Origin of the sequence: Bradyrhizobium sp. ORS 278 (assembly GCF_000026145.1) — a bacterium.
Taxonomy (GTDB): Bacteria; Pseudomonadota; Alphaproteobacteria; order Rhizobiales; family Xanthobacteraceae; genus Bradyrhizobium.
Genome location: NC_009445.1, coordinates 1,192,880 through 1,212,062, shown reverse-complemented (window position 1 = coordinate 1,212,062; position 19,183 = coordinate 1,192,880). Strand labels below are relative to the sequence as shown.

Here is a 19,183-nt window from a genome sequence, read left to right as displayed (position 1 = left end):
CTCAATGGCTCCGGAAATCCAAGGTCTCTCGCTCGGTTAGCACATAATCGAGTGCCGCGTCGTGGGCCAAGGCCGGGATGGCCTCGGTTTCCTGCACGGCGAAGCCGAGACCTATGCCGATGACATGATGCGATTTGCGCAGGTGCGAGAAGGTGTAGTCGTAGTAGCCTCCGCCATAGCCAATGCGGTGCCCGGTGCGGTCGAAGGCCGCGAGCGGCACCAGCATGATGTCGGGCACCAGTTCGGCCGCCACCGGCGACGGCTCGGGGATCCCCAGTGCGCCGAGCGTCAGCCGGTCCCCCGGCGCGTAGGCGCGGAACGACAGCGAATGCCCGCGCGCCAGCACCACCGGCAGCGCCAGCCGCGCGCCCTGCCCGGCTAATTCGCGCATCAGCGGCATCGGATCGAGTTCGTTGCGGATTGGCGCGTAGCCCGAGACCACCATGCCCGGCTTCGGCGTAAAGGGCAGCCCGCGCGCAGCGATGGCCTGCGCGGCGGCGGCTCTGTCGTCCTCGCTGAGAGCGTCGCGCGCCGCGAGGGCCGTCGCGCGGAGCTGCTGCTTGGTGTGCTGAGCGGCCTTCATCGGCATGCGACGGGACCTCCGTTCAGAGCGCGCGAGCGCGAGCATTTCAACGTTGCAGAAACGCGGCAGGCCAGCAACCGAAGGGGGAGAGGCGATGGAGACCAGACAAGCAGGGACATAAGAGCGAAGCCGCAATCGCCGTTGAAACGCTCGATCCCGGAGTTCCCTACGAAAGTAGGTGGGCACCATATGTCCAGGTCCACGGACCTGGCCAGGGACAGTTCCCTTAAGGATCGATAAGGCCCCGGGGATATGTTGGTTCCGGACGCGCGTCGCAGCCTCGCAGGGCCAATGTAACCATGGCCAGGTGATTTTGCCAGCGGCGGACGTGGATAAGGCACCATCGGGCCGCCAACTCGCTGTCGTCGCCCGGCTCGACCGGGCGACCCAGTACGCCGTGACGGCAGCGATTGAGCCGAAGGGCCGCGGCGTACTGGATCGCCCGCTTTCGCGGGCGATGACAGTTGCGGGGTGGTGGGATCCGGGGCCGACCGCGGCAGAGCAGATCAGAACAGGCATGGCTTCACACTCTCGCGGCGCTCAGCGTCCGAGTTGTTGATTTCGATCGCCCTCTTCAAACAGAGGGCGCAGGGGAGGCCGGGCGTCGGCTGACGCCCATGGCCCGCCTGCGAGAAAAAATGCAGGCGGCAGGTACCACAGGTGCAGCCGGGCTCGCCCGGCCTCCCCTGCGCGACGGTTTGAACGGCTGCTTCGCGTTCTCCCTGGTGCGCCGGGCTGTCTAGCCACCATCATCCACGCGAAGCAGAACGCTCCGCCGTGAACTTGACACCAGCGTCGGGGTGTCAGGACCGCGCGACTTGACCGGTCGTGCATCGCCGTTCGTCCGCGCAAATCGCTTCACGCTGCGTCGACACACGCCCATCGCATCCCACTGCCAACGTCTCGTGACGGTCGCGACACGCCCCTCATGCGGCAGCAGGACGAGCGGAAGCATCCGCCTGATTTGCCCGACACGACAAGCGAGACAGCCTGCGACATCGTAACGCGACGGGCACTTTGCGCATGAGCGACATGCACGGATTGCCCGTCGTGCTGTTGCTGACATGAGCTGCGTGCATCGATTGCCCGTGACGCATCTCAGCACTTCCGCTGTCATCCCGGCGAACGCCGGGATCCAGACCGCGGAATCCATCAATGAGGCACGACGGCAGCCATCGCGTGCAGCCAACTAACAGCAGTGGTTATGGGTCCCGGCGTTCGCCGGGACGACGTCGGTGGGTTGGGCGCCGGCATCGTCCGCGCAGTCATTGCGAGGCGCCCTTGCGTTGAAGCAATCCAGACTGGCTCTGCGTCGACAGTCTGAGTTGCTTCGCTGCGCTCGCCATGACGCTGCGGATATTGCGGCGGATCACACTATTCGCTCCAGATGGACGCAACATCGCTCTTGCCTCCATGCCCGGCGATCAAACAAGCACCATCGCGGCGCTCGCGCGGCAGGGCCGCGTCTTCAAGCGCATAGTCTCGCCACGATTGGGGCTCATCGGTGGGAGCTGAGGTTGTGCAGATTCACGACCACATCCAATGCCTTGTATCGTGCATTCCTGTTGCGTCCATTGGAGTCCTGGCATGCGCTTCGATCTCAGAACTGCGGCGGCGAGCTGTGCGCTGCTGATCGCATCAATGGCGGCGAGCCCCGCGGCCGACGTCAAGACTCACCGCGTCGCGATCCAGGTCGATCAGAACGATCCGGCGGTCATGAATCTGGCGCTGAACAATGCCGCCAACATCATGGAAACGTTCAAGGAGAAGGGCGAGGAGGTCGAGATCGAGATCGTCACCTACGGGCCGGGCCTGAACATGCTGCGCGAGGATACCTCGCCGGTGAAGGATCGGCTGAAGCAGATTGTCGAGCTCAGCTTTCCGGCCAAGATCAAGTTCTCCGCCTGCAACATCACCAAGCGCGGGATGGAGAAGCGCGAGGGACACCCGATCGAGATCGTCGCCCAGGCCAGCCTGGTGCCATCGGGCGCGGTCAGGCTGATGGAACTGCAGGAGAGTGGCTGGAGCTATCTAAAACCATAGGTAGTCATCGCCACAAATCCGCCCGGTTTAGGTCGCACATCATATCTACTTCTGATTGAAACGGTCAGGTCCAGCAGTCGGCTCAGGGGGACTGGGGCAGACGCGATCGGGGGACAATCGTCATGCGTCGAACGCGCGCGGGCGCAGCGCTGATGCTGCTGGCCACGATCTCTGCTGTCTCTCTCACGGCCGGATGCCCGGCCCTGGCTCAAGACGTCCTGAGGGCAGAATCGCTCGACCCGGAGCGGCCCGCCGAGCAGCCGTCGACACCGCTGTCCCTGAAGCCCGTACCACCGGCACGCGCGCCGGTGCGGCGGCCCGCCGAATCTCGGGCCCTCGAACCGCGTGCGCCGGAGACACGCAGCGTGTCCGACGAGACCGCGATCAAGGCCCGGATGAATCAGTGGACCGTCGGTCTCGCCGCCGGCCTGCCGGACGGCGGCTTCGTGCGCTTTGCCAGCGAGATGGCGCGGACGATGGATGACGGCGACAATATGCGCCTCATCCCGATGGTGACGCGCGGCACGACGTCGAACATCGCCGATCTGCTGTACCTGCGCGGCGTCGACGTCGCCATCACCTATGCGGACGCCTTCGACTTCTACGCCAAGCAGGCCGGCCTCGCCAACATCAACGACCGCATTCGCTACGTGCTGCGCTTCTTCATCTCCGACGTGCACATCTATGCGCGCGAGGAGTTCAAGACGCTCCAGGACCTGAAGGGCCAGAAGATCGCGGTTGGCACGGCGGGGGTCGCGGCCGCGCACACCGGGCCTCTGATCTTCCGGCGGCTGGGCATCGACATCCAGCCGGTCGCGGTCGGCGGGCCAGTGGCGCTGGAGAAGCTGCACAAGGGCGAGATCGCGGCCATGGTGTATGTCGCATCGAAGCCCGGCGAAGTGTTCAGCGGCATGAAGACCGCCGACCCTGGCTTCCACTTCGTGCCGATCCCCTACACCAAGCAGTTTGCGGACTTCTATTACCCGACGGCGATCAAGGCCGAGACCTACCCGGCGCTGCTGGCGCCGGACACATCGATCGAGACGATCGCGGTGCCTTCGGTGCTGGCGGTCTACAACTGGAAGCCCGGCAGCGACCGCGCCGACCGCGTCAACCGCTTCGTCGACACGCTGTTCAGCAACCTCGGCCGGCTGCAGCAGCCGCCGTTCCATCCTGGCTGGAAGGATCTCAACCTCGAGGCCCAGGTGCCCGGCTGGCAGCGCTATCCCTATGTCGAGACCGTGCTGGAGCGCATGAAGAAGGACGCCGATATCGGCTTGCCGCCGGCGGCCACAGGCGGCCTGAGCCAGCAGCAGCGCTCTGACGCGTTTCTCGAATCGCAGGCCAAGGCGTCGTCGAAGGCCGAAAGGGACGAGCTGTATCGCTCGTTCCTGGAGTGGAGCAGGAAGCAGCGGAAGTGAGGCTTTGTGCCGTCGTCGGGACAGAGCGCGGGGATCAGCTCAACAACAACGCCATCCCGGGATCGCCCTGGGCCATCGCGCGCTGATAGGCTGGCCGGGCGGCGATGCGGGCGAGATAGGCGCGGATGTTGGGGTATGGCGCGAGATCGCAGGGCAGGAAGTAGCGCATGGTGGTCAGCGAGAACACCGTCATGATGTCGGCCGCCGTCAGTCTGTCGCCGGCGAGATAGTCCGCCTCGCCGCAGCGCGCCTCGACGCTCGCAAAGGCGCGGTCGAGACGCGCACGCATCGCACCGAGCACGGCATTGTCGTCCGGCAGATTGAGCCGGTTCAGGATCATCATCCGGCCCATCGCCGGCTGCAAGGTGCCGTTGGCGAAGTGAAACCAGTACAGGAACGGCGCGAAGTCGGGATCATCGGGCGAGGGCCGCAAGCGGCCCTGGCCATATCTAGCGATGATGTAGTCGACCACCGCACCGGATTCGGCAAGCACGAGTTCGCCGTCGGTGATGACCGGCGCCGCCCCGATCGGGTGCAGCGCCTTGTACTCCGCGGGCGCCAGGACCGTCCTGGCGTCACGCGCGTAGCATTTCAGATCATAAGGAATCTCCAGCTCCTCGCAGAGCCAGACGATGCGTTCGGATTGGGATTTGCCGAGATGATGGACGGTGAGCATGGCGTCACTTTACCATCGCGCCATAGACGATGTCCTGCACCTGCTCGCGATAATATTTGCGCAGCTCGCCCGGCGCGGCCGTGCCGACCACCACCACCAGGCGCTCCTTCGGATCACAGAAGAACTGCGTGCCGAAGGCGCCATTCCAGCTCAACTCGCCGGGATTGCCGGGCACCGCCGACAGGCCCTCGCTGGTGCGCACCGCGACACCAAGCCCGAAGCCGAAGCCGGCGCGATGCGGCTCGACATTGGCCACCATGTTCTTGATCTCCGGACCGAGATGGTTGGCGGTCATGTGATGCACGGTCTTCGGGCTCAGGACGCGCGCGCCGTCGAGTTCGCCGCCATTGAGCAGCATCTGGCCGAAGCGGATGTAGTCGCCGATGGTGGCGAAGGAGCAGGCACCGCCGCAGTCCGACTTCGTCACTGTATCCAGGAGCCTGATCGCCTGCGGCTTGCCGGTGAGCGGATCGTTCGGAAACGGCCGCGCCAGCCGCGGCCGTTGCGCGTCTGACGGCGCGAAGGTCGCATCGTTCATGCCGAGCGGCTTCCATACATTGGCCGCGAGATATTCTCCGAGCCGCTGCTCGCTGACCTTCTCGATGACGGCGCCGAGCACGTCGATCGAGAAGCCATATTCAAACTGCGTGCCCGGCTGATGCGCCAGCGGCAGCTTGGTGATGCGCTCGATGAAGGCCTGGGTGTCGCCCTCGATCGCCGGTGCGATGCCGTCGGGATAGAGCCGCGCCACCGGGCTCGCGCTGTCCGGCCGGCCGCCATACATCAGACCGGAGGTGTGGCGATAGAGATCGTGGATCAGGATCGGCCGGGCCTGCGGCTCGAGCTTGAGCGCGCCATCGGCCTGGACCACGCCGACCTTCATGTCGGCGAAGGCCGGATAGTAGTCCGCGAGCTTCGCCTGCAGCGGCAGCCGTCCCTGCTCCATCAAGGTGAGCCCCGCCACCGCGGCCATCGGCTTGGTCATCGAGGCCAGCGCGAAGATCGCATCGAGCGGCATCGGCGTGCCCTTGACCGGATCGAGCTGGCCGTAGGCCTTGTAGTGCACCAGCTTGCCGTCGCGCGCGATCGCCACCACCGCACCAGGCACGCGCTTCGCGGCGATCTCGCGGGCGAAGAAATCGTCCATGCGAGCCAGGCCGGATGTCGAGAAGCCGACCTCCTCGGGCCTGGCCTCCGCCAGCGGCGCGGCGGCGAGCGGTGTGGCGAGCGCGGTGAAGGCTGCGGCTGCGGCCGCGAAGATCAGCTTGTTCAAGAGCACCTCCCTGAGGCGAACACGATCCCGTTTGTCGTCATGGGATTCGGTGACGTCCGCTTGCTCAAGCAGTAGGGCAGCAGGCGGCGAACGACAAGCGCTCGCAAAATGATCGCGCCGCGGCGATAACGGTTTTCGCGGTTGCACAACGTGACGTCATCGCGAGGGGCGCTCATGCAGACCAGCCAAACAGCAAGACCGCGGGCAGACACGTCCCTCGACGGATCACGCGGTATGGGTCCCGGCGTTCGCCGGGACGACTCGGAGGGTATGGCGAGCAGCGCGCCACACCCTCCGCTGTCGTCCCGGCCTCGAGCCGGGACCCATAAACACCGATGCTGGGATTGGACAGGCACTGGAGCTACAGCGCCGCATCGACGGTGGGAACAGCGCGCGCCGGGGAGGATTGATCACGATCAGTCCCTCAGTTGAGATCATCACCATGACCGCAGCCGAGCTCGCCGATCATTATCGCGCCTATATCGTCTGCCTCAATGCGCAGGCTTGGCCGGCGCTTGGGGATTTCGTGCACGAGCACGTGGTCCACAATGGGCGCGAGCTCGGACTCGCCGGCTATCGCGACATGCTGACCGGCGACTTCGCCGCCATTCCCGATCTTCGCTTCAATATCGGCCTGCTGCTGTCAGACCCGCCACGGATCGCGTGCCGGCTGGACTTCGACTGCACGCCGACGGACGATTTCCTCGGCCTGCCCGTCGCCGGCCGGCGCGTCACCTTTGCCGAGAACGTGTTCTACGAATTTCGCTACGGCAGGATCGCGCAAGTGTGGTCGGTCATCGACAAGGCGGCGATCGAAGAACAGCTTGCGCAGATGTGAGCGAGACGGCGTAGGGTGGGCAAAGGCGCGCCCGTCCTCTGCGTTGTCTTGATCTGTCGGCTGAACGCGCCGTGCCCACCGCCGGCATCACGGATGGGAATCGGTGGGCACGGCGCACGAGACATTGATGTCTGTCGAGACAGCGTCGTTTGCGCCTTTGCCCACCCTACACTCCCGTCATTGCCAGAGGAGCAAGCGGCAAGCCACCGCGATGATGAGTTGTTAGTTCGCCCTCACCTACCCTATCGCCACCCCGCCACCGATGGTCCGGTTCAGCACCTGCGTTGTCCGCTCGATGCGCTCGGCCGCGGCGTTGAGTGCCTTGGCCACCGCGACCTGCGTGGCGCGGGCGCGGTCGCTGGCCTGGTTGCGGACGTTGCGCAGGCCTTCGAGCTCCTGCTCGAGCAACTGTACGCGCTGGTTGGCATCGATCAGCTCATCGCACACGGTGAGCGCGGCCATCACGGTGAGGCGGGCGTCGCCAATCTCGCCGAACTTGCCGCGCAGATTGGTGATGCGTGTTTCGAGGCTCTCCGCGAGTTTCAGAAGCCGCAGTTCCTGGCCCTCCTCGCAGGCCATGCGGTATTGGCGGCCGTTGATGGTGACGTTGATGTGGCTCATTCCTCGTCCTCATCGTCTTGCCCGCCGCCGTTGAGCACCGCGCGAATGGTGCCGATCGCGGTGTCGAGACGTTCGGCGATCTCACGGTTGGTGCGTTCCAGCCGGCGCGTCTTCATCAGCGAGCCGTCGAGTTCGTCAGCGAGGCGGGAGCGGTCGGCGCCGAGCGCCTGGATGCGGGTCGCCAGCTCGTCCTCGTCGCGATCGGCCTCGCGCCGCCGCTCGACCGCGCTCTCCAGCGCGTCCAGCGCGGTCATGAGGCGCCGCGTCGCCGCCTCGAGATCGGCGGCGCCGGGTTCCACCTGGCCGGCAAGATTGGCAGGGTGATCGTTCATGACGCGGATGCGAGGCCCTTATCCCACCTGGGGATAGCGACAAAAGCCGCTGTCCGGCAAGCGTTTACGGGCAAAATCTTACGTGCTGGGCGAGCCAAGTGCAACGCTCGGCCGAAACTATGCACTACTAAGCAACTTTTGGGACGCCCGGGACGTTGCATTGCCTTTGATTCCCGGAACTGAGGTGCTAATCAGCCCGCAAAATCCCGGCCCGCCAGCGATACCGGCGGCTCTCCTGTCATCAGCATTTCACGTTTGGACGGATTCCAGCATGACGCAGGTCGATCATTCCCGCATGGCCAACGCCATCCGCGCGCTCGCAATGGACGCCGTCGAAAAGGCGAAATCCGGCCATCCGGGCCTGCCGATGGGCGCCGCCGACGTCGCCACCGTGCTGTTCACCCGCGTGCTGAAATATGATGCGGCCGTGCCCGCCTGGCCCGACCGCGACCGCTTCGTGCTGTCCGCCGGCCACGGCTCGATGCTGCTCTACGCGCTGCTGTATCTGACCGGCAACGAGGAGATGACGCTCGACCAGATCAAGCGCTTCCGCCAGGTCGATTCGCTGACCCCCGGCCATCCGGAGAATTTCCGCACCAAGGGCATCGAGACCACCACCGGCCCGCTCGGCCAGGGCATTTCCACCGCGGTCGGCATGGCGCTGGCCGAAAAGATGCTGCAGGCGGAGTACGGCAAGAAGATCGTCGACCATCACACCTATGTGCTGGCCTCCGACGGCGACCTGATGGAGGGCATCTCCCAGGAAGCGATCGCGATGGCCGGGCACTGGAAGCTCAACAAGCTGATCGTGCTGTGGGATGACAACGGCATCTCGATCGACGGCCCGCTGTCGATCGCCGATTCGGTCGACCAGGTGAAGCGCTTCAAGGCGTGCGGCTGGGCCGCCGAGCTGATCGACGGCCATGATCCCGAGGCGATCGCCGCGGCGATCGCGCGGGCGCAGAAGTCGAGCCGGCCGTCGCTGATCGCCTGCAAGACCACGATCGGCTACGGCGCGCCGACCAAGGCTGGCACCTCCAAGGTGCATGGCGAGGCGCTCGGCGCGGAGGAGCTGAAGGGCGCGAAGGAGAAGCTCGGCATTTCCCAGGAGCCGTTCTCGGTGCCCGATGACGTGCTCGCGGCCTGGCGCGAGGCCGGCCGCCGCGGCGCGCCGGCGCGCGCCGAATGGGAGACCCGGCTCGGCGAGATGGGCCCGCGCAAGCGCGCGGAGTTCGAGCGCCGGCTGCGCCACGAGCGGCCCGCGGCGCTGGCAAAGGCGCTGAAGGACCACAAGAAGGCGCTGCTGGAGAACCCGCTGAACATCGCCACGCGCAAATCGTCGGAAGCCGCGATCGAGGTGATTGCAGCTGCGATGCCTTTCGAGTTCGTCGCTGGCTCGGCCGATCTCACCGGCTCCAACAACAACAAGGCGAAGTCGGCCACCTCGTTCTCGGCCAAGACGCCGAAGGGCCGCTTCATCCATTACGGCATCCGCGAGCACGGCATGGCCGCTGCCATGAACGGCATCTTCCTGCATGGCGGCTTCGCGCCGAACGGCGCCACATTCCTGGTGTTCTCGGACTACGCGCGCGGCGCAATGCGGCTGTCGGCGCTGATGGGCGCCGGCGTGGTCTATGTGATGACCCACGATTCGATCGGCCTCGGCGAGGACGGCCCGACGCACCAGCCGGTCGAGCATCTCGCCGCACTTCGCGCGATCCCGAACATGCGCGTGTTCCGCCCGGCCGACGCGGTCGAGACCGCCGAATGCTGGGAGCTGGCGCTCAACCGCACCAACGGCCCGACCGTGCTGGCGCTGACGCGGCAGAACCTCCCGCAGCTGCGCACCTCAGCACCGGCGGACAATCCCTGCAGCCATGGCGGCTACGAGCTGGTAGCGGCGCAGGGCGACGCCAAGGTCTCGCTGTTCGCCACCGGCTCGGAGGTCGAGATCGCGGTCGCCGCGCAGAAGCAGCTTGCCGAGCGCGGCATCCCCGCGCGCGTCGTCTCGGTCCCCTCGCTGGAGCTGCTGCTGGAGCAGCCAGCCGAGGCCAAGGCCAAGATCATCGGCCACGCGCCGGTCAAGATCGCCATCGAGGCCGCGGTGCGCTGGGGCTGGGACGCGGTGATCGGCACCGACGGCATCTTCATCGGCATGCATTCGTTCGGCGAGAGCGGCCCCTACAAGGAGCTGTACAAGCATTTCGGCATCACCGCGGAAGCGGCGGTGGAAGCGGCGGTGAAGCGGCTGGGGTGAGCGCGCAACCGCCAAGGCTGCATCGTCGATCTCGCATCTCAACCCTCTCCATGAACTCGCCGGTTGGCGTGTTCATGGTCCTCCGTGTGCAGCGGCCGGTCCGCCGCCCGACCCTCATGGTGAGGAGGCGCGAAGCGCCGTCTCAAACCATGAGGGTCGAGATTGAGATCACGGGCCTCGCCCTTCGAGACGACCGCCTCCGGCGGTCTCCTCAGGGTGAGGGGCAGCATTGACTATGATGCCTCCAGACGTGGACAATACGAGAACAGGCGCGGCTTGATGCGCCGGTTTGCCTGACCTTCCGGAAGCTCCCTTCGCACCATGGCCCCATCCTCCACCGCCCCGACCGACACGGCCGATCGCGCGCTGGCGGTGCTGCATTCGGTATTCGGGCTGCCGGGCTTTCGCGGCGCGCAAGAGAAGGTGGTCCGGCATGTCGCCGAGGGCGGCAACTGCCTGGTGCTGATGCCGACCGGCGGCGGCAAGTCGCTGTGCTATCAGCTGCCGGCTTTGCTGCGCAAAGGCTGCGGCATCGTGGTGTCGCCGCTGATCGCGCTGATGCGCGACCAGGTCGCCGGCCTGATCGAGGCCGGCGTCAATGCGGCGGTGCTGAACTCCACACTGTCGCGCGAGGAGGCCGACGAGGTCGAGCGGCGGCTCATCGTCGGCGATCTCGACCTGCTCTATGTCGCCCCCGAGCGGCTGGTGACGCCGCGCTGCCTGTCGCTGCTGGAGCGCGCCGAGATCGCGCTGTTCGCGATCGACGAGGCGCATTGCGTATCGCAATGGGGGCACGACTTCCGCCCGGAATATATCGGCCTCTCGATCATCGCCGAGCGCTTCCCGGACGTGCCGCGGATCGCGCTGACGGCGACCGCCGACGAGCTGACGCGCAAGGAAATCGCCGAGCGGCTCAGCCTGAGCGACGCGCCGCAATTCGTCGCCAGCTTCGACCGTCCCAACATCCGCTACGAGATTGTCGACAAGAACAACGGCCCCGCGCAGCTGAAGGCCTTCATCAAGGAGCGCCATCCCGGGGACGCCGGTGTCGTCTACTGCCTGTCGCGCGCCAAGGTCGAGGACACCGCGGCGGCGCTGAACGAGGCCGGCATCACCGCGATCCCCTATCACGCCGGGCTCGATCCGGCGGTGCGCTCGCGCAACCAGGACCGCTTCATCAACGAGGACGGCGTCGTCGTCGTGGCCACCGTCGCCTTCGGCATGGGTATCGACAAGCCGGACGTGCGCTTCGTCGCGCATCTCGACCTACCGAAGAGCATCGAGGCCTACTACCAGGAGACGGGCCGCGCCGGGCGCGACGGCAAGGCCTCGACCGCCTGGATGGCCTATGGCCTCTCGGACATCGTGCAGCAGCGCCGCATGATCGACGAGTCCACCGGCGCCGAGGCGTACAAGCGGATGTCGATCCGCAAGCTCGACGCGCTGGTCGCGCTCGCGGAGACCGCCGGCTGCCGGCGCAAGCTGCTGCTGAGCTATTTCGGCGAGAGCCCGGCGGGCGAGAACTGCGGCAATTGTGACAACTGCGTGTCGCCGCCGAAGATGCGCGACGGCAAGGTGATCGCGCAGAAGCTGCTGTCCTGTGCCTATCGCACCGGCCAGCGTTTCGGCGCCATGCACCTGATCGACGTGCTGGTCGGGCGCGCCACCGAGCGTGTCAAGCAGTTCGGACATGATCAATTGTCAGTGTTCGGCATCGGCCGCGAGATGAATGAGAAGCAGTGGCGCGCCGCGCTGCGCCAGCTTGTGGCCATGGGCTACCTGGCGCCCGACAGCGAGGCCTATGGCGCGCTGAAGCTGACGGAGACGTCGCGCGGCGTGCTCAAGGGCGAAACGCCGGTGATGCTGCGCGAGGAGACCGCCAGCACCCGCGCCATCCGCAGCAAATCGCGGCGCGGCGAGCTGGTGGCGCGGCCGGCCGCGGCTGCCGATGCGCCCTTGCTCGCGAGCCTCAGGGCATGGCGTTCGGAGATCGCGCGCAAGCGTGGTGTACCAGCCTATGTCGTGCTGCACGACGCCACCATTGACGGCATCGCCAGTGCCCGCCCGACGACGCTCGGCCAGCTGCGCGATATACCAGGGATCGGCGACAAGAAGCTCGAGCATTATGGCGAGGAGCTGCTTGCGCTGATCAACGCCGCGCGGTCGGCAGGAGCAGGATCGCCGCCAGACAGTTGAGGTTTGCGCGAAAAAGGTCTACCAAAAGGCCCTTATCGTCCGCTCCCGCCCGGCAGAACCGGTCGGCATTAGTTCCAAAACCCTCGTGGCGCCCCTGTTAGGAGGACGCAGACGGGGACGAGAAACGTCATTGAAGGAGACGAAAATGGCAGTCCGGGTCGGGATCAACGGGTTTGGCCGCATCGGCCGCAACGTGCTGCGCGCCATCGCGGAATCGGGCCGCAAGGACATCGTGGTGGTCGGCATCAACGATCTCGGCCCGGTCGAGACCAATGCCCATCTGCTGCGCTTCGACAGCGTGCACGGCCGCTTTCCGCACACCGTGACGGTCGACGGCGACACCATCGATATCGGCCAGGGCAAGATCAAGGTGACCGCCGAGCGCGATCCGTCGAAGCTGCCGTGGAAGGATCTCGGCGTCGACATCGCGCTGGAATGCACCGGCATCTTCACCTCCAAGGACAAGGCCTCCGCGCATCTCACCGCCGGCGCCAAGCGCGTGCTGGTCTCGGCCCCGGCCGACGGCGCCGACGCCACCATCGTGTACGGCGTCAATCATGCGACTCTGACCAAGGATCACCTGGTGGTCTCGAACGGCTCGTGCACCACGAACTGCCTGGCGCCTGTCGCCAAGGTGCTGAACGACACGGTCGGCATCGAGACCGGCTTCATGACCACGATCCATGCCTACACCGGCGACCAGCCGACGCTCGACACCATGCACAAGGATCTCTATCGCGGCCGCGCAGCGGCGATGTCGATGATCCCGACCTCGACGGGTGCGGCCAAGGCGATCGGCCTGGTGCTGCCGGAGCTCAAGGGCAAGCTCGACGGCGTCGCGATCCGCGTGCCGACGCCGAACGTCTCGGTGGTCGATCTCAAGATCGTCGCCAAGCGCAACACCGAGCCGAAGGAGATCAACGAGGCGATCAAGCGCGCCGCCGAGCAGGAGCTCAAGGGCGTGCTCGGCTACACCAACGCGCCGAACGTCTCGATCGACTTCAACCACGATCCGCATTCGTCGACGTTCCACATGGACCAGACCAAGGTCATGAACGGCAACCTCGTGCGCGTGATGTCCTGGTACGACAACGAGTGGGGCTTCTCCAACCGCATGGCCGACACGGCCGTTGCGATGGGCAAGCTGCTTTGAGCCTGTCCCAGTCATTCCGGGGCGATGCGAAGCATCGAACCCGGAATGACGACTGAGGAAGCGCCATGACCCTTCCCAATTGGCTCGGCATCCCCGGCGTACTGCTGCTGATCGGCTTGATCGCTTATGGCTTCCGCCAGGGCATGCGGGTGACGACCAAACAGGAAGGTAATCCGCCGGAGAACACCGACGGATTCAATCACCGCTGATGAGTCCCTCGTATTACGGTGGCTTCAATGACCAAATTCCGCACCCTCGATGACGTCGATCCAAAGGGCAAACGCGTGCTGCTGCGCGTCGATCTCAACGTGCCCATGGAGAACGGCCACGTGACCGATGCGACGCGCCTGGAGCGCGTTGCGCCGACCATTAATGAGCTTGCGACCAAGGGCGGCAAGGTCATCCTGCTCGCCCATTTCGGCCGGCCGAAAGGCCGCGACGCCAAGGACTCGCTGAAGCCCGTTGCTGACGCGCTGTCGAAGGTGATCAAGCGCCCGGTCGCCTTCGCCGATGATTGCATCGGTGAGCCCGCGGCGAAGGCCATTGCCGCGATGAAGGACGGCGACGTGCTGTGCCTGGAGAACACCCGCTTCCACAAGGAAGAGGAGAAGAACGATCCGGCCTTCGTCGCAGAACTCGCCAAGCTCGGCGACATCTGGGTCAACGACGCCTTCTCGGCCGCGCACCGCGCCCATGCCTCGACCGAGGGCCTCGGCCATAAGCTGCCGGCCTATGCCGGCCGCACCATGCAGGCCGAACTCGACGCGCTCGACAAGGCGCTGGGGCGCCCCGCCAAGCCTGTCATCGCGATCGTCGGCGGCGCCAAGGTGTCGACCAAGATCGACCTGTTGGAAAACCTCGTCACCAAGGTGGATGCGCTGGTGATCGGTGGCGGCATGGCCAACACCTTCCTGCATGCGCAGGGCGTGCAGATCGGCAAGTCGCTGGCCGAGAAGGATCTCGCCGCGACCGCGCTGCGGATCATGGAAAAGGCGGAAGCCGCGAACTGCGCGATCATCCTGCCGGTGGATGCGACCGTGTCCTATCACTTCGCGGCCAACTCGCCGTCGTTCGCCTACGGCCTCGACGCGATCCCGCCTGACAGCATGATCCTCGACGTCGGCCCGCAATCGACCGCGCGCATCCATGCCGCGATCGACGACGCCGCGACGCTGGTGTGGAACGGCCCGCTCGGCGCCTTCGAGCTGAACCCGTTCGACCGCGGCACCATGGTCGCCGCCAAGCACGCGGCGGAACGCACCAAGGCCAAGAAGCTGATCTCCGTGGCCGGCGGCGGCGATACCGTCGCTGCGCTCAACCAGGCCGGCGTGGCCGGCGATTTCAGCTACGTCTCGACCGCTGGCGGCGCGTTCCTGGAATGGATGGAAGGCAAGCCGCTGCCGGGCGTCGAGGTGCTGAAAGCCTGACGCTCTGACACTTGTCGGCCATGGATGTTTCTGTTATGTTCTATCCATGGCCGAGACCCCGACAGACGCCGTCCATTCGATCCTGATCAAGATCCAGGAGAGCATTTCCGCGCTTCGATCGGACGTCAGTCAGTTCAGGCAGGACAACCGGGCCGAACACGAGCGCATGGAAGCCGTGATCCGCAAACAGCGCCGGGATTCCGCTGGCATGCTGGTGGTGATGCGCGCCGCTGCCAGCGACTTCGACGAGCGGGTCAGCGCGGTCGAGGAGCGCATGGCAGCTCTCGAAGCCAGAAAGACCTGAAGGCAGGACCTGAAGGCAAGACCTGACAGGAAGACCTGAGCCGGCCCAAAGCCCTCGGTGCTCGTTACGGCTGCTAACCCAAACGGCGCCCTGTTGCCCAGGCCCCTCGCCTGCATCGCCGCCACCCTTGGATTCCGCCGGTCACCGCGTTATGCACGGTGCAGCAGTTTCGACGCGTGCGTCAGCCGCCGCACGGTCCAAATCATCATCAGGGAGTTCCAGCCATGGCCCGCATTACCTTGCGTCAATTGCTCGATCACGCGGCGGAGCACGATTACGGCGTCCCGGCCTTCAACATCAACAACATGGAGCAGGCGCTGTCGATCATGGAGGCGGCGAGCTCCGCTGACGCCCCGGTGATCATCCAGGCCTCGCGCGGCGCCCGCGCCTACGCCAACGACATCATGCTCAAGCACATGATGGACGCGCTGACCGAGATCTATCCGCAGATCCCGATCTGCGTGCATCTCGACCACGGCAACGGCGCCGACACCTGCATGACCGCGATCCAGTCCGGCTTCACCTCGGTGATGATGGACGGCTCGCTCAAGGCCGACGGCAAGACCCCGGCCGACTGGGACTACAATGTCGGCGTCACCAAGACGGTCGCCACCATGGCACATCTCGGCGGCATCTCGGTCGAGGGCGAGCTCGGCGTGCTCGGCTCGCTCGAGACCGGCATGGGCGACAAGGAGGACGGCCACGGCGCCGAGGGCAAGCTGTCGCACGACCAGCTGCTGACCAATCCCGACGAGGCCGTGAAGTTCGTCCAGGAGACCAAGGTCGACGCGCTGGCGATCGCGATGGGCACCTCGCACGGCGCCTACAAATTCACCCGCAAGCCGGATGGCGACATCCTTGCAATGAACGTGATCGAGGAGATCCACCGCAAGCTGCCGAACACGCATCTGGTGATGCACGGCTCCTCGTCGGTGCCGCAGGACCTGCAGGAGATCATCAATTCGTTCGGCGGCAAGATGAAGCCGACCTGGGGCGTGCCGGTCGCCGAGATCCAGCGCGGCATCAAGCACGGCGTGCGCAAGATCAATATCGACACCGACAACCGCATGGCGATGACCGGCCAGATCCGCAAGGTGCTGTCGCAGCACCCGGAGGAGTTCGATCCGCGCAAATATTTGAAGCCGGCGATGGAAGCCATGACCAAGCTCTGCAAGCAGCGCTTCGAGGAGTTCAACACTGCGGGCCAGGCCGGCAAGATCAAGCGCGTGCTGACAACCGCCGAGATGGCCAAGCGCTACGCCAAGGGCGAGCTCGACCCGAAGGTGGCGTGAGCTGGCCTGCAATCAGCTCTCTGGACCTCAGTGACCGCCAAGACCCCGGTCAGCTCCGCTCGCCCTTGCGGCAGGGCTATCGCATATGAAGATCGCGGTTATGTGCTCGTCTCTCTCCACGTCGTCATGGCGGGCTTGTCCCGGCCATGACGACGTCCGGTGCCCTGAGAACGACGTGGTTGCCCGGGCCTTCGCCGCGCCGAAGCGGCTTCGGCCGCGCAGGCGGGGCAAGCCCGGGCATGACTGAGCAACAAGTGAGCAGGATCGTTCGCCGGTACAGCTCCGCATCGCCATATGCGATAGCCCTGCCCCTTACGGGGCGGGTCGGGGTGGCGGTCTCCGGGCGCGATCGAGGTGATGAGAGCCGAGCCACGGCCTGCGGGCACACCGGTCGTTGGAGGCAGGGACCTCACCGCGTCATTGCGAGCAAAGCGAAGCAATCCAGGGGCTGCGGGCGGGACTTTGGATGCTTCGCTCGCAATGACGATCCGTAACTACGACGGAGAGCGTCGGCGAGAGCTGCGACCGCCGCGTGCCGGTCACGGGCCGGTGAACCTCACGGCAGCCGGCGCCCGTGGACCCCACCCTCGCTCCCTCGCCGCAAGGGGGGGCCGACTGCCGCCGACGCGAAAGATCGCTCGACCAACGACGATGAACTTCCCGTTCACCTCTGTGAGAGCCTGCCCCGGCAACGGCCAATGTTCGCTCGGCATCCGCCCGAGAACCGACTAGTTTGACTCGCAGGGCAGGTGTCGTCTGGAGCAGATGATGGACATCTTCGCACTGAGCTGGCACGACCCTGCGTGCCGCCCGCGCCGCGGGGCTCGGCGGCCTTGCGGATCACCGCACCACGGTTTACCCGCAGAGCCATGCTCCGCCCCAGACGTCCCGGGGCCCACCGCATCGACAATGACAGGATTCCCCGGTACGTGATGACGCGGCGCGACGAGAAGGCGGCATAATTTGTCCGGCAAGAGCACTCCCGCGCGGCCTGAGCCGCGCATCTATCTGGCGACGCCTGTGGTGACCGACGCGGCGGCGCTCGCCGCCAGCCTGCCCGTGATCCTCGCCAGCGCCGACGTCGCTGCGGTGCTGGTGCGGCTCAAGGAGAGCGATCCGCGCAGCATGATCACGACGGTCAAGACGCTGGCGCCTGTGATCCAGGGCACCGGCGCGGCGCTGCTGATCGACGGCCATCCCGATATCGTCGCGCGGGCCGGGGCGGATGGCGCACATCTGACCGGTATCGCCGCGCTGGAAGAGGCGCTGCCGGGGCTGAAGCCGGACCGCATTGCCGGTGGCGGCGGGCTGTCGACGCGCCACGACTCGATGCGGGCGGGCGAGCTCGGGGCTGATTACGTGCTGTTCGGCGAGCGTGACGCACAGGGCCGGCGGCCCTCGCCCGATGCCGTCAACGAGCGTCTCGCCTGGTGGGCCGAGCTGTTCGAACCACCCTGCGTCGGCTATGCGATCTCGCTGAAGGAGGCGGCGGACTTCGTCGCCGCGGGAGCGGATTTCGTGCTGGTGGACGACCTCGTCTGGAACGATGAACGCGGCCCCGCAGCCGCGCTGGCCGACATTGGCGCAACCATCCGGCAGGCCCATGCAGCGGCACCCATCGCGATTGCTGGAAGCTGAACGGCCCCGCCCATGACGATGCTGCGCCTGACATGCCTCGTTGCTGCGTTCGTCGTCATGAGCGCCGGTGCACGCGCGCAGATCTCGTTGACGCCGCCGGCCCTGCAGCCGCCGCCGGCGGAGAAACCGAGACCCGCCGAGAAACCGGCCGAAAAGGCGGCGGAGAAACCGAAGGCACCAGCTGCCGCGGCGAAGAAGCCCGCGCCAGCCCCCTCGGCCAAGCCGGCGGCCCCGGCTCCCGCGCCGACGCAGCAGCCGGCGGCCAACGATCCCAATGTCGATTTGGTGTACGGCGCCTATCAGCGCGGCCAGTACAAGACCGCCTTCGACCTCGCCACGCCGCGCGCGCAGGCCGGCGATCCCAAGGCGATGGCGATGCTCGGCCAGCTCTATGAGAACGCGATGGGCATCCGCCGCGACTACGAGAAGGCGGCGATCTGGTACAAGCGCGCCGCCGAGGCCGGTGACCGCGAGGCGATGTTCGCGCTGGCGATGATGCGTCTGGCGGGACGCGGCGGCCCGGTCGACAAGCCGGAAGCGGTCAAGCTGCTGGCCTCCGCCGCCAAGCTCGGCGAGCCCAAGGCGGCCTATAATCTCGCGCTGCTCTATCTCGATGGCCAGACCCTGCCGCAGGACCTGAAGCGCTCGGCTGAGCTGCTGCGGATCGCGGCGGATGCCGGCAATGCGGAGGCGCAATACGCGCTTGCCACCTTCTACAAGGAAGGGACCGGCGTGCCGAAGGATCTGGAGAAGGCCGCCCGGCTGCTCCAGGCCGCGGCTCTGGCCGACAATCTCGATGCCGAGGTTGAATACGCCATCGCCCTCTTCAACGGCTCCGGCGTTCCGAAGGATCAGCCCGCCGCGATTGCGCTGCTGCGCCGGGCAGCCCGACAGAACAGCCCGGTTGCCCAGAACCGGCTGGCTTGGGTGCTTTGGTATGGGATCTCCACGCCGCTCGACAAGATCGAGGCCTACAAGTGGCACCTGGTGGCCAAGACCGCCGGCAAGGGCGATCCCAAGCTGGAGGAGAAATTCGCCGACATGTCGCCCGAGGACCGCGCCAAGGGCGAGGAGGCCGCCAAGCGCTGGCTCGGTACGATCAAGTGACCTGCGGGCGACCAAAGGGCGG

17 protein-coding genes and 1 other RNA gene are annotated in these 19,183 nt (G+C 66.2%); 12 read left to right on the top strand and 6 right to left on the bottom strand.

What is annotated here, in order from left to right; all coding sequences use genetic code 11:
* Position 1 precedes the first annotated feature (1 nt).
* Both BRADO_RS05315 and ssrS read right to left on the bottom strand, forming a co-directional pair.
* Positions 2-583 carry a 5-formyltetrahydrofolate cyclo-ligase gene (locus BRADO_RS05315; RefSeq protein WP_011924289.1) on the bottom strand — a complete coding sequence of 194 codons (582 nt, stop codon included), beginning with the start codon at positions 581-583 and terminating at the stop codon, positions 2-4.
* 122 nt (positions 584-705) lie between these two features.
* A non-coding RNA gene (gene ssrS, locus BRADO_RS33480) (6S RNA) lies at positions 706-867 on the bottom strand.
* Positions 868-2,170: 1,303 nt separating this feature from the next.
* On the opposite strand from ssrS, the gene BRADO_RS05310 reads away from it, so the two are divergent.
* Both BRADO_RS05310 and BRADO_RS05305 read left to right on the top strand, forming a co-directional pair.
* On the top strand, positions 2,171-2,626 hold the full coding sequence (locus tag BRADO_RS05310; RefSeq protein WP_011924288.1) for a DsrE family protein: 456 nt from the start codon (positions 2,171-2,173) through the stop codon (positions 2,624-2,626).
* 365 nt (positions 2,627-2,991) lie between these two features.
* Entirely contained in the window at positions 2,992-4,047 is a 1,056-nt protein-coding gene (locus tag BRADO_RS05305; RefSeq protein ID WP_011924287.1) for a TAXI family TRAP transporter solute-binding subunit, read from the top strand.
* Positions 4,048-4,081: 34 nt separating this feature from the next.
* Here the strand turns inward: BRADO_RS05305 and BRADO_RS05300 are convergent, their stop codons facing one another.
* Positions 4,082-4,723: a glutathione S-transferase family protein gene (locus BRADO_RS05300; protein WP_011924286.1), complete on the bottom strand. Its 642-nt coding sequence runs from the start codon at positions 4,721-4,723 to the stop codon at positions 4,082-4,084.
* Positions 4,724-4,727: 4 nt separating this feature from the next.
* Positions 4,728-5,996 carry a serine hydrolase domain-containing protein gene (locus BRADO_RS05295; protein WP_173363485.1) on the bottom strand — a complete coding sequence of 423 codons (1,269 nt, stop codon included), beginning with the start codon at positions 5,994-5,996 and terminating at the stop codon, positions 4,728-4,730.
* Between the two features lie 442 nt (positions 5,997-6,438).
* On the opposite strand from BRADO_RS05295, the gene BRADO_RS05290 reads away from it, so the two are divergent.
* Positions 6,439-6,834 carry an ester cyclase gene (locus BRADO_RS05290; protein ID WP_041757319.1) on the top strand — a complete coding sequence of 132 codons (396 nt, stop codon included), beginning with the start codon at positions 6,439-6,441 and terminating at the stop codon, positions 6,832-6,834.
* 237 nt (positions 6,835-7,071) lie between these two features.
* On the opposite strand, the gene BRADO_RS05285 is transcribed toward BRADO_RS05290, so the two are convergent.
* Together BRADO_RS05285 and BRADO_RS05280 are read right to left on the bottom strand one after the other, a co-directional pair.
* Positions 7,072-7,455 carry a cell division protein ZapA gene (locus tag BRADO_RS05285; RefSeq protein WP_011924283.1) on the bottom strand — a complete coding sequence of 128 codons (384 nt, stop codon included), beginning with the start codon at positions 7,453-7,455 and terminating at the stop codon, positions 7,072-7,074.
* On the bottom strand, positions 7,452-7,787 hold the full coding sequence (locus BRADO_RS05280; RefSeq protein WP_011924282.1) for a DUF4164 domain-containing protein: 336 nt from the start codon (positions 7,785-7,787) through the stop codon (positions 7,452-7,454). The genes BRADO_RS05285 and BRADO_RS05280 overlap by 4 nt, the downstream gene beginning before the upstream one ends.
* Positions 7,788-8,058: 271 nt before the next feature.
* On the opposite strand from BRADO_RS05280, the gene tkt reads away from it, so the two are divergent.
* The 9 genes from tkt to BRADO_RS05235 all read left to right on the top strand — a co-directional run bounded on the left by tkt (position 8,059) and on the right by BRADO_RS05235 (position 19,161).
* A complete protein-coding gene (gene tkt / locus BRADO_RS05275; protein WP_011924281.1) occupies positions 8,059-10,044 on the top strand; it encodes a transketolase in 1,986 nt (661 codons plus the stop codon).
* Positions 10,045-10,365: 321 nt separating this feature from the next.
* Positions 10,366-12,240 carry a DNA helicase RecQ gene (recQ, locus tag BRADO_RS05265; protein ID WP_011924280.1) on the top strand — a complete coding sequence of 625 codons (1,875 nt, stop codon included), beginning with the start codon at positions 10,366-10,368 and terminating at the stop codon, positions 12,238-12,240.
* A gap of 145 nt (positions 12,241-12,385) precedes the next feature.
* Positions 12,386-13,393: a type I glyceraldehyde-3-phosphate dehydrogenase gene (gene gap, locus BRADO_RS05260; protein ID WP_011924279.1), complete on the top strand. Its 1,008-nt coding sequence runs from the start codon at positions 12,386-12,388 to the stop codon at positions 13,391-13,393.
* A 65-nt stretch (positions 13,394-13,458) separates the two neighbouring features.
* A complete protein-coding gene (locus BRADO_RS35345; RefSeq protein ID WP_173363484.1) occupies positions 13,459-13,602 on the top strand; it encodes a hypothetical protein in 144 nt (47 codons plus the stop codon).
* Positions 13,603-13,629: 27 nt separating this feature from the next.
* Positions 13,630-14,820, top strand: a complete 1,191-nt coding sequence (gene pgk / locus BRADO_RS05255) for a phosphoglycerate kinase (protein ID WP_041756126.1) — start codon at positions 13,630-13,632, stop codon at positions 14,818-14,820.
* Between the two features lie 46 nt (positions 14,821-14,866).
* Positions 14,867-15,124, top strand: a complete 258-nt coding sequence (locus BRADO_RS05250; protein WP_011924277.1) for a hypothetical protein — start codon at positions 14,867-14,869, stop codon at positions 15,122-15,124.
* A gap of 224 nt (positions 15,125-15,348) precedes the next feature.
* A complete protein-coding gene (gene fba, locus BRADO_RS05245; protein ID WP_011924276.1) occupies positions 15,349-16,416 on the top strand; it encodes a class II fructose-bisphosphate aldolase in 1,068 nt (355 codons plus the stop codon).
* 963 nt (positions 16,417-17,379) lie between these two features.
* Positions 17,380-18,054 (top strand): thiamine phosphate synthase, encoded by a 675-nt coding sequence (locus BRADO_RS05240; protein ID WP_011924275.1) that lies wholly within the window; start codon positions 17,380-17,382, stop codon positions 18,052-18,054.
* Between the two features lie 12 nt (positions 18,055-18,066).
* Positions 18,067-19,161 (top strand): tetratricopeptide repeat protein, encoded by a 1,095-nt coding sequence (locus BRADO_RS05235; RefSeq protein WP_011924274.1) that lies wholly within the window; start codon positions 18,067-18,069, stop codon positions 19,159-19,161.
* The last annotated feature ends 22 nt before the right edge of the window (positions 19,162-19,183 follow it).

Coding starts and splice junctions, on each gene's coding strand:
- BRADO_RS05315 (WP_011924289.1), bottom strand. CDS start 583: ATGAAGGCCGCTCAGCACACCAAGCAGCAGCTCCGCGCGACGGCCCTC.
- BRADO_RS05310 (WP_011924288.1), top strand. CDS start 2,171: ATGCGCTTCGATCTCAGAACTGCGGCGGCGAGCTGTGCGCTGCTGATC.
- BRADO_RS05300 (WP_011924286.1), bottom strand. CDS start 4,723: ATGCTCACCGTCCATCATCTCGGCAAATCCCAATCCGAACGCATCGTC.
- BRADO_RS05290 (WP_041757319.1), top strand. CDS start 6,439: ATGACCGCAGCCGAGCTCGCCGATCATTATCGCGCCTATATCGTCTGC.
- BRADO_RS05285 (WP_011924283.1), bottom strand. CDS start 7,455: ATGAGCCACATCAACGTCACCATCAACGGCCGCCAATACCGCATGGCC.
- BRADO_RS05280 (WP_011924282.1), bottom strand. CDS start 7,787: ATGAACGATCACCCTGCCAATCTTGCCGGCCAGGTGGAACCCGGCGCC.
- tkt (WP_011924281.1), top strand. CDS start 8,059: ATGACGCAGGTCGATCATTCCCGCATGGCCAACGCCATCCGCGCGCTC.
- recQ (WP_011924280.1), top strand. CDS start 10,366: ATGGCCCCATCCTCCACCGCCCCGACCGACACGGCCGATCGCGCGCTG.
- gap (WP_011924279.1), top strand. CDS start 12,386: ATGGCAGTCCGGGTCGGGATCAACGGGTTTGGCCGCATCGGCCGCAAC.
- BRADO_RS35345 (WP_173363484.1), top strand. CDS start 13,459: ATGACCCTTCCCAATTGGCTCGGCATCCCCGGCGTACTGCTGCTGATC.
- pgk (WP_041756126.1), top strand. CDS start 13,630: ATGACCAAATTCCGCACCCTCGATGACGTCGATCCAAAGGGCAAACGC.
- BRADO_RS05250 (WP_011924277.1), top strand. CDS start 14,867: ATGGCCGAGACCCCGACAGACGCCGTCCATTCGATCCTGATCAAGATC.
- fba (WP_011924276.1), top strand. CDS start 15,349: ATGGCCCGCATTACCTTGCGTCAATTGCTCGATCACGCGGCGGAGCAC.
- BRADO_RS05235 (WP_011924274.1), top strand. CDS start 18,067: ATGACGATGCTGCGCCTGACATGCCTCGTTGCTGCGTTCGTCGTCATG.